Source organism: Flavimarina sp. Hel_I_48, assembly GCF_000733945.1.
Taxonomy (GTDB): Bacteria; Bacteroidota; Bacteroidia; order Flavobacteriales; family Flavobacteriaceae; genus Leeuwenhoekiella.
The window spans coordinates 1,815,181-1,828,096 of record NZ_JPOL01000002.1 but is presented as its reverse complement, the minus strand read 5'-3'; the positions used below and the strand labels follow the sequence as shown (position 1 = coordinate 1,828,096).

Sequence of the window (12,916 nt, the reverse complement as noted above, 5' to 3'; positions counted from 1 at the left end):
GTCGCTTTAAAAGCTGACTCAATTGTAATTATATACGTTTGCTGAATTCTTTGTGTATGCGTTCTAACTGATTTGAAATACTGGCGTCGTATTGCATGTCACCTACGCGTAATATAAAACCACCCAGTATATCAGAGTCAATCTTATGTTCTAAGATAACCTTTTCACTACCGGTGATTTCTTTGATTTTTGCCATGATTTTTTCTTCCATAGCGGCGTCCATTTCTACTGCGGTGGTAACTGTAGCGGTAACGATACCATGATCTTCATTATAGATTTGAACATAAGCGATGGCCACTTTTTCAAGAAGACCGGCACGGCTATTATCAACTATAATATCAAGTAAGCTCGTTGTAAGTTCTGAAACACCACTGAAAATTGCATGCAAAGAAGAACGTTTGTCTTCGCTTTTAATTTGCGGACTGTCAAGAACGTTACGCAGTTCCTTGCTACCGCTAAGTGTTTCAGCGATGGATTTCATGTCGCCATATACCAATTCTTCGGTTGCCGATTCTTTAGCACCTGCATAAACTGCTTTAGCGTAACGTGAAGCTGCTCTGGTAGACATATTCGTTTAGTTTAAGGTTGCGTGCTGCAACATTTTATCAACAAGTTGCTTTTGCTTGTCTTTGTCAGAAAGCTCTACGCGGAGTACTTTTTCTGCAATTTCAAGTGATAATTCTGCAACCTGACCTTTTAGTTCTGCTACTGCCGCACGCTTTTCTGCTTTAATGGCTTCTTGTGCCTGTGCAATCATGGCAGAGGTACGTTCTTTAGTATCTTCTTCTGCTTCTGCGATCATCTTTTTACGGATTTCGCGGGCTTCCTTGATCATGCTCTCACGCTCATTACGTGCCTCTTGCAATAACTTCTCATTATCTGCTTTGAGGTTTTGCATCTCTAAACGTGCTTTTTCCGCTGCATCCAATGCACCCTGAATTCCACTCTCACGTTCATCAAGTGAGCTTAAGATAGGTTTCCATGCAAACTTCTTCATCAACAGGATAAGAATAAGCAATATAACCGCTTGCATTACAAACAAGCCAGGAGAAAAATCATTTATTAATTGATCCATCTTTAATTTTAAGTTTTAAATAAAACAATTCCTGTAACCAACCGTCACAGGAATTGCTTAGTTGTTTAAGCTTTGATTATTTACCTAAGATCAACGCACCGAAGGCAAGACCTTCTAAAAGTGCACCAATGATAATCATCGCAGTTTGAATCTTACCAGCCGCTTCTGGTTGACGTGCGATACCTTCCATCGCTTTACCACCGATTTGCCCTAGTCCGATACCACCTCCGATAACGATTAATCCAGCTCCAATTAAATTGTACATAACAATTGATTTAAAAATTAAACAAACTCTTCCCGTACATCCTCTACATCATCAACTTCGTGACCCGCCGCATCATGCTCATGGTGATGGTCGTGTTCTGCCACGGCCATACCTATAAATAATGCAGACAACATCGTAAAGATAAATGCTTGTAGGAATGCTACTAATATTTCAATAACCGAGATAAACAAGGTAAGGACCAAAGATAATCCTGTGGAACCTACAGCGCCAAACTGGGCCTTTAAAGTTATCATTAAAGCTATCAATCCCATTACTACTACGTGGCCTGCGGTAATGTTTGCAAACAAACGTATCAATAAAGAAAATGGCTTGGTTAATATACCTAAAAGTTCAATAGGTATTAATATGATTTTCATTACTACCGGTACGTCTGGCATCCAGAAAATATGTTTCCAGTAGTCTTTGTTACCACTAAATTGTACGATAACAAAGGTGAATAATGCCAAACAAACGGTGATTGCAATCTGGCCTGTAATATTGAATCCAAAGGGAGTCATTCCCAATAAATTAGAAACCCATATAAAGAAAAACACAGTAAGTAAAAAACTCATGTACTTTTTATACTTGTGCTCTCCTATGTTGGGACGTGCAATTTCATCGCGTACGTACAGTACTAAAGGCTCTAAGGCACGACCAAAACCGGTAGGGATTTTTTTCTTTTTGTATTGCTTGCCTAAAGAACCAAACCATAATAACAACAGCAATCCAACCACTAAAATGCCCAAAACACTTTTGGTTATTGATAAATCAAAAGGCTTGTGCGCATTTTCAGGATGGTGATCTTCTCCCATTACCAATTCATCAGCACCCGCTTCCAGCTCATATATTTTATCGTGAAAGTTTGCAAAGCGCATCCCGCCTTTTTCCACAATAACATCACCATCAATATCATGATGAAAAGCAGAAGACATAAATGCTACAGGACCCTCGCTTGCCCATAAAATTATAGGCAGTGAAAAACCTAAATGTTCGCGTTCACCTTCATCTCCCGTATAAGAAAACAAATGAAAATCGTGAGAGTCTTTTAAGTGGTGATCAGTATAATCGTTGATCTCCTGTTGGGTGTTTACAGGTCCTTCATCATTAGCTTCTGCAACGCTATGTTCTTGCGCATTTACTAATGATCCACACAGCAGAAAACTGATAACAGCTAGAAAATGAATGGGTAAAGAAGTTATCTTCATTATAATTTTTTAAAAAATCAGGCTTGCTAAAATTTGGTGCAAAACTAATCATTTTATTCAAAAATGCATCTTTTTTATCAAGAAATAGATTCAAGAATGTTTTTTTAAGATCCTAGTAAGTACAAGAACTTCATAAATCAAGAATACAAATATGGGAATCAACATACTAAGACGCTCCATTCTTGTAAATACGGTATCTGAAAAAAGCAAATTCCTGAATATTAATGCCAACAACAACAGTTTTGCGAAAATTGAAAACAAAAACATGAATCCCAGCTTATCGTGCAGCTCTGGAAGCAACTCTGGAAGTGTGATAAACGTGAGGCAAATAATCAAACTACTTATTGCTCCAAAGAGATAAAAATTCAGCAAATTATAGGGCAATTCTACGTTAAGTACGTTCAAAACGCCCAGGTGTAAAAAATAAAACACAATACCTAAGCCCAGTATGATCAAGGCTGCCGTTGTCAATAACTTTGTAAGGTTCATGAATCGAGACTTTTTACTGCTTGTATAATCACATACATAGACAGAAAAACTGCTATAAGGGAGACTACGGGTTCTAAAAATGTGGTTTCAAATTTACGATCCAACCAGGCACCAAAAAGATTTCCGAAATAAATGGTCGACCCCATTTGTATAGCGATAGTTGAAAATTTTGCCCAGTTTTTAAGCGGGCTGTTCGGTTTTTTCTCTTCCATCCAGGGTTTTTATCGCACGGTTTGCGTTAGAATTCATATCACAGCTGGCATTAAATGTTGCTCCGGGTTCTACAGCTAATTTTGAAGTAATTACTTCTCCCTGAACCCGGGCGGTAGAACGTAGGGACAACAGTTCACTTACCACGATCTTGCCTTCTATTTTACCTTCTACTTCCACTTCTGAACTGTGAAGTGTTCCCTTTAAAGTACCGGTTTCTCCTATAACCACCTTACCAGAACTCTTAATGGTACCTTCAAATTCACCATCTACCCGGAAACTTCCGGAAGATGTAATATCACCTACAATCTTTGTTCCCTGGCTTATTCTATTCTGATTATTATTGGGATCTATGCCCAGTGTGCTTGATCTGTTCATGGCTTTTTTTTTTACTTTCCGAGTTGGTTCTTTTTCTGTAATGTCCGTTGTGCTTTCCGGCAGTTGGTTTTCATCATCTGTTGTATTAAAATACCGGTTCAAGGTTTCTTCCCATTTCATTGTCTTTCATTTATTTAGAATCATGAGAAAGATACGTATTCAGATTTTTATGAAGCTGAATCGTCCTGTAATTTTTTGAACTTATGGGCGTTGCAGGTGTTTTCCAGTCATAATCTTCATCGGTTTCCAGTTTATAGGCAAAACGTTCAGCAGCGTCTTTGCTCGTAAAGCCATGAAGAACCAGCAGACGTTCCTGTGCAGTATAAAAATCTGCCGAAATATAGTACTGTGTGAAAAAATAAACATTGAGTGCGTGCTGCAACCCCTCCCGTTTCTTTTCAAAGTCTTCATCGTTACCTGTAGGAAAAGAATAAACAAGCTTCCAGCTTTGTGATTCCATATCAGGAGTAAAAGCGCTATCCTGTATCTGTGGTATAACCTCTTCTAAAGTTTGCTGGGCTTTTTTGCCCTCCTCTTCATTGGGATAATTGAGCGCCACATAATTTAATGCTTCCTTATAATCCTCAAAACCGCGCAACTTCCCTATGGCGGTAGCTTTCAGTAATTCAAATTTTGGCACAAAAGGATCGCCCACAAACTGATCAATATAGGCGTCTGCCTGTGTGATAACGTATTCATACTGTTGCTGTTCAAAACTGCGGAAAAGGGCACTGTAAAGCGTTTCTGGACTGTCAGCCTCCTTATCAAGTGCCTTGTCCGGGTTTTTTATAAATGCGGCATAACGTGAATCTGCATGGTTGTTAAGAATATCATCACGGTACTGCTGCTCCATTGCGGGATTTTCGGCATTGCCGAAAATTTGATAAAGATGGTACTTTGTAGGAAGTACCAGACGTTCTTCAGGGTCTTGATCCAGTAATTTCTCGAGGCGCTGGGCTGCAAGATCGTATTCTTTAAATTTTTCTTTATAAATAAGGCCCAATTGATAATACGCAAAATTACGATCACGGGATAAGGTGTCAATTTTTCCCGTTGCCGTTGGGATACTGGCTATGTATTGATCTATGTCATAACGGGCATCTGTTCCCGTACTGTCCTGTTCAGATTGTGCGATAGCATCATCCCCATTTGCAATACTGCGCGTACTTGAAAGCCTCCAGTTGTCTACGAGTTCACGGTTTCCCCAGCGCGCCTTAAAATTCAATTTACCCTGCGCTACCGTGGCCGCGTTATAAAAATAAAATGTACCCGCCTGTGGACCGGATATTCCCGGTTCTGAAGTGAAAAATTCATTGTTTACGATTCCACCATTGGCCACTGCCGCAATAGAATCTTTTGCGGCCTGTTCTTTTAGTTTTGAAACGTAGTCCTCAAAAAAGGCAACGCGATCTTCATCGTTCATGGCAACCAGCGCAAGGATACTGTCATTTTCTTTCGCTATTTGTTCATAACGAATCACATCGGTCAGGTTTTCCCTTTTTTTGTTGATGTCACGATATTCACGTGTACGATCGTTTATGTTAGTAAGTGTGCTGTCATAGTACGCGCCCGCTTGTTGATACTGGGCGCTGTCAAACGCAATATTCCCCAGCGTGAGGTAATCACGCGACTTTAGGTACGTGTCGTTGCCCGGTGTTCTAAGCGATTTGTTGTAGTAAATGATCGCGGTATCAGTCTCTTTGATATTGAGGTAATATTCGCCCAATTGGTTATAAATTCGGTCTAAAAAAGGTCGGTTTTCACGGTTTTCAGCCAATTCCTGAAGCATTTCCAGAAAGGCCACGCGATCTTCGGTCTCATAATCAAAATTTCGGGCGCGTGCGATGTAAGCATTGATCATATAGCGTCGTGGGATCCTCCTATTGAGATCAATAACTTTAGTATAGGTTTCATTGGCCAGGCCGTGTTCCCCTATGGCATCATAAATCTGGCCTTCTATATAAAGATATCTTCCTTCTTCTTCATTTTTCCGCGTAAGCGCTGCTGCTTTATCTATATAAACCAGGGCGCTGTCCTTTCTGTTGATATTGAGGTATCCCTGCGCAAGCATGGCAGAAGCATCAGCATAATCTTGATTATTCAAACTTTCTTCTTCCTCCAGTAATTCATGCAGGTTTTCTATGGCGATCACATCGTTATCGAGGCGGATATTCGTTTTTGCCTTCCAGATATTGGCCTGTGCGATGTTGTTGCTCGTAGGATAAACGGCCAGGATATAGTTGAAAGATTCTAGTGCACGTACAAACCGCTGATCATAATAACGGGATTTCCCCAAAAGCATAAAAGCTTCGTCAATTTTAGGATTGCGTTCTTTGCCCTTAATTTCCATACTGTGTTTCTGGATGGCCTTGATCGCCTTTTCTTCGGCACGTTCAAAGTTTGCATCTTTTGACTCTCCCGGTAAGGTGATCATGTTAAACTGCTCCAGGCGTTCAATGGGGAGTATTTCCCAAAAATTATCCTGATAAGTTGCCACAAGTGCCTCCCGGCCTTCTTCAAAAGCAACTTCACCATTATAAAGGGTATTGTACTTTGCTGTAACCGCATGAAAGTTGCGGCTCAGGAAACTGTCGTTTTTACGGGAGCAGCCTATGCATAAAAGCAATAGTGCAAGCAGTGGAAGTAGTTTGTTGTAAGCGTTTTGCAATGGGCTCAGGATTATTATTTAAAAACGTAAAATAGCCGTTTTAGTATGAAAAGTGGTAAAAATAGGGTGTTTTTTAGAAATTTATACACCTTATAGAATCTAATTGACAAAGGTTTGCCGCTTGAATTCAATAAATTGGCTGCGTTAGATATACCATAATGTATCGGTTATTTATACATCAATGTAACTAATGTCGCTGGTGAAAATGGTATTTACGAACCGCCAGCTCATTTGAGATTACAGTTTAGTCTTTTATGGTTGCTGCGACGCTCCTTAAAATTTCTGGTTTTTATAAAGTAGCGCTTCAAAATAGGCTTAACATACTTTTACTTTAACAACTGGATGATTTTCACTAATTTTGACCCTTCAATACAATTTATTATGGCAGCAGGTACATTGAACAAAATCATGCTTATAGGGCACACCGGAGATGATGTTAAAATGCATTATTTTGAAGGAGGAGGCTGTATAGGCCGTTTTCCGGTAGCTACTAATGAAGAATATGTAAACAAGAGTACCGGTGAAAAAGTCAGTAATACAGAATGGCACAATATCGTAGTGCGCAACAAAGCTGCCGAAATCTGTGAAAAATACCTGGCAAAAGGCGATAAAGTCTATATAGAAGGACGTTTAAAAACCAGAAAATGGCAAGATGAGCAAGGTAATGACCGTTACAGTACAGAAGTACAATGTAACGAGTTTACGTTTCTCACCCCTAAAGATGCCAGCAGCGCACCACAAAATCCCCAGGGTGGCCAGCAGCAACCCGCACAGCATAAGCAAAATAATAACCAACCTGCACAGCAATATGGCAATCCCCCTGCCCCGGCCGCGCAGCAAGATGAAGAAGAGGATGATCTTCCCTTCTAACAGCCTTTTAAAAGGCATATCATCAACAAAAAACCCTTCTATTGGATCCTGATCCCGCAAGTTTAATTGTGCAACAAGAACCTTTTACCGTTGCCACGATGATAAGTATTTTTACCGTCATCATTTTATTGATATGTTCTGCCTTGATAAGTGGCACCGAAGTGGCATTCTTCTCCCTAACCCCCTCAGATCTTGAGCTTGATCCAGAAAAGCGTTCCCGTAAGGAGGTTCTGGTCATCAAATTGTTGGACCGTCCCAAGAAATTGCTCGCGACCATATTAGTCGCAAACAACTTTATCAATATTGCCATTGTACTCATTTTTACAACCCTGGGAGAGGTGCTCTTTGCAGATCTTGAAGCCATAAAGTTCTGGATCACAGATCTTCGGTTTGTGGTAGAAGTTGTTCTGGTGACCTTTTTGATCCTTATGTTCGGGGAAATTCTGCCTAAAGTTTACGCGAGCAGGAACCGCGTGAAGTTCTCGCATCAAATGGCGTACCCCATGATGGTGATGGACTTTATTTTTACCCCTATAAGCATGCCCATGCGCTCCGTAACCTTGTTCATGCAAAACCGTTTTGGCAAACAGAAGGCAAATATTAGCGTGGATCAACTTTCACAGGCATTAGAACTTACCAGTGAGGAGGACACTTCGCTTGAAGAACAAAAAATCTTAAAAGGAATTGTAAGTTTTGGCAATACCGATACCAAACAGGTCATGAAACCCCGTATGGATATTTTTGCCCTCAATCAGGCCCTTAGCTATGCCGATATTATTCCGCCCATTATTGAAAATGGGTTTTCACGGGTGCCGGTCTATAAAGAGAGTGTGGATTCCATTTCTGGGATTTTATATGTAAAAGATCTGCTTCCGCATATTGATGAAGAAAATTTTGACTGGACCACTTTATTACGTGAGGCTTATTTTGTTCCCGAAAATAAAAAGCTGGATGATCTGCTCAATGAGTTTAAAGACAAACGGAATCATCTCGCCATTGTCGTAGATGAATACGGTGGGACAAGTGGTCTGATTTCTCTTGAGGATATTATTGAGGAAATTGTGGGAGACATTAGCGATGAATTTGATGATGAGGATATCATTTTTTCAAAACTTGATGACAACAACTATATTTTTGAAGGCAAAACCTCTTTAAAAGATTTTTATAAAGTCATCAAACTTGAAGATTATAGCCTTTTTGAAGACAAAAAAGGAGAAGCCGAAACACTTGCCGGGTTCTTATTGGAAATTTCACAGGGATTCCCTAAAAAGAACGAAATTCTCGTTTTTGACAATTATTCCTTCACCATTGAAGTTATTGATAAGAAACGTATCAAGCAGATCAAAATGACGATCATGAATGAATAAAGCTCACACTATGTTGAAAAAACGGGTAAAAAAGCAGATAAATAAGGCGATTTTAGTTGGTTTTCTCTCGTTTTCCGTCTTTGCCTGTAAAGAAGACCCATTACCTAAACCTAATGGAATGCTTGCCTTAAATTATCCCGCGGCAAACTATGAATCTTTTGATCAAAGTGATTGTCCATATCTATTTCAAAAAAATGATCTGGGAGAAGTGCAGTTTGAAAAAGACTGCTCTGTAGTTATTTCATATCCCGATCTCAATGGTGCTTTATACCTTACCTATCGCCCGGTACAAAATAACATCAAACAACTGCTCACCGATGCGCAGAAGCTAACGTATGAGCATGTGATAAAAGCAGACAATATCGTAGAAGAGAAATATGTGAACGATGCAAAAGACGTTTATGGCATGTTTTACGATGTCTCTGGGAATGCAGCTTCACAATCGCAATTTTACGTTACTGACAGTACCTCACATTTTCTTACCGGTTCTATTTATTTCAATGCGAAGCCCAATTACGACAGTATTTATCCCGCGGCAGCTTATCTAAAAGACGATATAAAACATCTCATGGAAAGTTTACAATGGAAGTAGAAAAATCCTATTGTGAAATAAGGTTATAAAAAACAAAAAAGGCTGGTAAAACCAGCCTTTTTTGTTCAGAAAACGGTCATATTTATTCGAAATCATCCTCTTTTACACCTGCATTGAGCATGATCTCCGAAACGTTGAAATCTACTTTTTGAGGACCAAAAGAAGTGGAGAGCATATAAGGAAATAAAATCCCATCTACCGCCTCATAATTTCCCAGTTCCAGCGCCTGGGTCATTGTTTGGCCATTGGCTTCCACAGTGCTGACTTCCTTGATTTTCAATCCGCTTTCTGCATCGTAGAAGTTCGTTTTTTTGTCACTTACTTTAACTAAGTAGGCATCTTTGCCATCCACCTTTTGCATGCCGTCAAGCGAAGTATTTTCTGCAGTCAGATAATCAAGTTCTGGAAAAAGCGCAGCCTCTTCTTTCATAGCTACAAGTTGCTCTGCAGAAAGTTCCATTTTTTGACCCTGTGCCATCGCATAACCTTCTTTGCCATCGTAAACCTGCTTGCTCATCACGTTGCCCATCATGGCAATTTCCTGCAAAAACTGGCCTTTATCAGACTTCTTCATTTCCATGCTCAATTTCATTCCCTGTATTTCGGCGGCAGCCATCATTACGATAGACTTTACTGTTTTCAGCTTTTCTTCGCCACCTATGGTTTCGATATATTTATTGAGGACAGTCTGAGCGGTTATCCCTTCAGGAATCGCACTTTCATAACTCGGCTTTTCGACCTCGTTAGCTTCTTTATCATAATAGGTGATGGGTATAGCCTTGCCCTTAAATTGTACTTTTTCAAGATTTTCAAGAACCTCACTTCCTTTTCCCACTACCACTATACGGGCGTTGTCAAGCATAAAATACTTTTGTGCCACGGTCTGAACCTGCTCCTTAGTCACGGCATTTATTTTGCTGAGGTAGGTTTTATAGAAATCATCTGGCAGGTTTTCCGTTTCAATATTAATGGCGAACTGCGCAATGGTGGCAGGCTGCTCCAGTGAGCGCACAAAACTGCCCACATAGCGAGCCTTGGCGTTTTCAAGGTCAATGTCTTTGATTTTATTCTTACGGAAATCTTGTATTTCTTTTAGAAAAGCAACCACAGAACTGTCTGTTACCACATTACGCACACTTGCCGAAGCACTAAAAAGCGAGGAACCAAATTTACTGTTCCCCAGCGAAGAATACGCACCATAAGTATACCCTTTGTCTTCCCTAAGGTTTTGAAACAAGCGCGCCTCGCCACCGCCGCCCAGGATCTGATTTGCTATAATGGCAGGAAAATAATCTGGATCGCTCATTTTGAGATCTATAGTATTTTCTACGATTACTTCAGATTGTACCGCATTAGGCATATCCACAAAATTGATGGTAGTGTTATCCAGGTTTTTTGCAGAAGCTGGATCGTTTGCTGGAGCATTTCCCTTCTTCCAGTCCTTGAAATTGCTCTTGATCTGTTTTTTTATCTTATTAGACTTCACATCTCCCACGACAACGAGGTATGCATTGTTTGGAAGGAAGTTGGTATTATAAAAACTCTTTACATCATCTAGTTTTACCCTGTCCAGAGATTCCTGGGTCTCAAACTCGCCCTTCGCAGTGTTTTTACCATAGGCAAGGCTTTGACTTACAACGGCGGCCACTTGAGGAACGCTTTTTTCGGCAGATTTTAGGTTTTCTTTTTCTTTGGTACGTTCGGTATCAAATTCTTCCTGCGTAAAATTAGGATGGATCGCCGCCTCAGACATAAGCTCAAGAATACGTTCGCTGTATTTTGAGAGTCCGCTGGCACTAACGCCGTTCGCGCTAAAATTCATGGAAGCACCCAGGTAATCTACCTCTTCGTTGTACGCATCTTTTGCGATAGTTGACGAACCTTTTCCCAGCATACCGCTCAAAATGCTGGAAACGCCCGCAATCTCGCCCTCAACTACCGGCGGGTTATCAAGGCTAAGGTTAAAGGTTACCCTGGGGAGTTTGTGATTTTCTACCACGATTACCTTTAGCCCATTATCAAGACTGAAAGTTTCTGGTACGCCAAGGTTGATTTCTGGTGCAGGGCCGGGTTTAGGCTGTACGCTGCGATCTATTTGCGCGGTTGCCACCAGACTGCTTATAAACAGAAGACTGAATAGTATATTTTTCATTATGCTTTTAATTTAAATTTTAAAAATTGTTCAATAAAGTGGTCTTTTAAGGCAAAAAACCGATCTATTTTGATGCTTATTGACCCGCTTCCGGCAAATAATCAATGATTACCCGCTGATTAGGTTTGAGGTACTTATTGGCCACTTCCTTGATTTCTTCGCGTGAAATAGAACGATAAATATCTATTTCTTCATTGATGAGGTCTGTATCGCCATACAGTAAATAATACGTGGCAAGGGAACCTGCAATGCCAGATACACTTGAGTTTGAATTTACATAACTGCTTTCAAACTGATTTTGAAGCTTTTCATAATCACGTTCAGAAATAAGGCTGTTCCTCACGTTTGCAATCTCTTCTTCTATTTCCACAGCAAGAGTGTCTAGAGCAGTTTCCCCTAACGGAAGCCCAAAAACCAGGTACGCGCCATAATCTTCCTGGGCGACATTAAAAGCACCTATTTGCAAAGCTTGTTTTTGATCTTCAACCAGTTTTTTATAAAGTTTTGAACTTTTACCGTCGCTCAAATAAGAAGAGATCATATTTAAGACATAGGCATCACGATCAGCAAAACCTGGAGTACGATACGCGTTGATAAGTGCAGGAATCTGTATGTTTTTGTCAAAGAATTCGGTATTGATTTCTTCGGTAATAGGTTCCTCTTCGGGAAAATCGCGATCAATCTCCGCGCCCTTTGGTATAGGACCAAAATAATCTTCAATCAATTTTTCGGTTTGTGCTATTTCAATATCCCCTGCAACGACAAGTACCGCGTTATTGGGAACGTAATATTTTTTAAAATAACCCTGAAATTCCTGTAGCGTTGCAGCATCCAGATCTTCCATATACCCTACGTTAGGATCTTTATAGGGATGCTTACTGAAAACATTTTTGCTAACGGCATTGATTACCTGTCCATAAGGTGAATTGTCGTAACGCATGCGAAGTTCTTCTTTTACTACTTCGTTTTGCGTATCTACGCCGTCCTGACCAATGATGGGGTGCAGCATACGTTCAGACTCCATCCATAATCCCAGCTTGAGATTGTTTGAAGGGAAATTTTCATAGTAATAGGTACGGTCATTTGTGGTATTGGCATTGTTTGACCCACCGTTAGAACTAACGATCTCAAACCATTTGCCCTTATCAATATTTTCGGTACCTTCAAATAGCAAATGTTCAAAGAAATGGGCAAAACCGGTGCGGCCATCTTCACGATCCTTTCCGCCCACATGGTACATAACAGATGTTGTCACTACCGGGGCAGATTTATCCTGATGAAGTATTACATGCAGGCCATTGTCTAGATCATATTCCCTAAAGTCAACTTCCTGTGCGGTAGCACAAAAGGTAAGAGTAAAAAGGGATAGAAGTGAAAAAATGGAATTTTTCATTTTATTTAGGGTTTTGATTAATCGTTCAGTAGGACGTCAAAATACAGGATTCGTTACAAAAAGCTACTATTGACCGACAGGAATGAATATATACTTCTTGTAAAGCATTTAAACCAGTTAATAATATAGCATAATTTAGAAATAATTCAATTAACGCAAAGGTTTGCATAAACACATTATAAATGTTAAATTTAACAGGACCATAGACGGTAATGCATCAGAAATGTAAGACCTTTATACAAAAACTTGAAT

13 protein-coding genes are annotated in these 12,916 nt (G+C 40.0%); 3 read left to right on the top strand and 10 right to left on the bottom strand.

Translation table 11 applies throughout. The features are described from left to right. Nucleotides 1-28: 28 nt before the first annotated feature. The 8 genes from atpH to P162_RS08055 form a co-directional block, all read right to left on the bottom strand. On the bottom strand, nt 29-568 hold the full coding sequence (gene atpH, locus P162_RS08090; RefSeq protein WP_031426797.1) for an ATP synthase F1 subunit delta: 540 nt from the start codon (nt 566-568) through the stop codon (nt 29-31). A gap of 6 nt (nt 569-574) precedes the next feature. Then, nucleotides 575-1,075, bottom strand: a complete 501-nt coding sequence (locus P162_RS08085; RefSeq protein WP_031426796.1) for a F0F1 ATP synthase subunit B — start codon at nt 1,073-1,075, stop codon at nt 575-577. A gap of 76 nt (nt 1,076-1,151) precedes the next feature. Beyond that, nucleotides 1,152-1,340 carry an ATP synthase F0 subunit C gene (gene atpE, locus P162_RS08080; RefSeq protein WP_004569351.1) on the bottom strand — a complete coding sequence of 63 codons (189 nt, stop codon included), beginning with the start codon at nt 1,338-1,340 and terminating at the stop codon, nt 1,152-1,154. 17 nt (nt 1,341-1,357) lie between these two features. Continuing rightward, nucleotides 1,358-2,545, bottom strand: coding sequence for a F0F1 ATP synthase subunit A (atpB, locus tag P162_RS08075; protein ID WP_031426795.1), 1,188 nt, complete (start codon nt 2,543-2,545; stop codon nt 1,358-1,360). Nucleotides 2,546-2,635: 90 nt separating this feature from the next. After that, the gene (locus P162_RS08070; RefSeq protein ID WP_031426794.1) at nt 2,636-3,034 is read right to left on the bottom strand and encodes a DUF6168 family protein; all 399 of its coding nucleotides are present in this window, start codon (nt 3,032-3,034) and stop codon (nt 2,636-2,638) included. Further along, entirely contained in the window at nt 3,031-3,246 is a 216-nt protein-coding gene (locus tag P162_RS08065; RefSeq protein ID WP_031426793.1) for an AtpZ/AtpI family protein, read from the bottom strand. Before P162_RS08065 ends, P162_RS08070 begins: the two co-directional genes overlap by 4 nt. Beyond that, nucleotides 3,215-3,742, bottom strand: a complete 528-nt coding sequence (locus P162_RS08060; RefSeq protein WP_316931592.1) for a polymer-forming cytoskeletal protein — start codon at nt 3,740-3,742, stop codon at nt 3,215-3,217. Before P162_RS08060 ends, P162_RS08065 begins: the two co-directional genes overlap by 32 nt. Nucleotides 3,743-3,752: 10 nt before the next feature. Next, nucleotides 3,753-6,290, bottom strand: a complete 2,538-nt coding sequence (locus P162_RS08055; RefSeq protein WP_031426791.1) for a tetratricopeptide repeat protein — start codon at nt 6,288-6,290, stop codon at nt 3,753-3,755. Between the two features lie 381 nt (nt 6,291-6,671). Between P162_RS08055 and P162_RS08050 the strand changes: the two genes are divergently transcribed. Genes P162_RS08050 through gldD form a run of 3 tightly spaced genes read left to right on the top strand, consistent with a single transcriptional unit; the run spans nt 6,672 to nt 9,119 of the window. Further along, entirely contained in the window at nt 6,672-7,160 is a 489-nt protein-coding gene (locus tag P162_RS08050; RefSeq protein WP_031426790.1) for a single-stranded DNA-binding protein, read from the top strand. 41 nt (nt 7,161-7,201) lie between these two features. Continuing rightward, a complete protein-coding gene (locus tag P162_RS08045; RefSeq protein WP_031426789.1) occupies nt 7,202-8,527 on the top strand; it encodes a gliding motility-associated protein GldE in 1,326 nt (441 codons plus the stop codon). Next, nucleotides 8,520-9,119 (top strand): gliding motility lipoprotein GldD, encoded by a 600-nt coding sequence (gldD, locus tag P162_RS08040; RefSeq protein WP_410471164.1) that lies wholly within the window; start codon nt 8,520-8,522, stop codon nt 9,117-9,119. The genes P162_RS08045 and gldD overlap by 8 nt, the downstream gene beginning before the upstream one ends. A gap of 82 nt (nt 9,120-9,201) precedes the next feature. On the opposite strand, the gene P162_RS08035 is transcribed toward gldD, so the two are convergent. After that, on the bottom strand, nt 9,202-11,271 hold the full coding sequence (locus tag P162_RS08035) for a M16 family metallopeptidase (protein ID WP_031426787.1): 2,070 nt from the start codon (nt 11,269-11,271) through the stop codon (nt 9,202-9,204). A gap of 76 nt (nt 11,272-11,347) precedes the next feature. After that, the gene (locus P162_RS08030; protein WP_031426785.1) at nt 11,348-12,664 is read right to left on the bottom strand and encodes a M16 family metallopeptidase; all 1,317 of its coding nucleotides are present in this window, start codon (nt 12,662-12,664) and stop codon (nt 11,348-11,350) included. Nucleotides 12,665-12,916 lie beyond the last annotated feature (252 nt).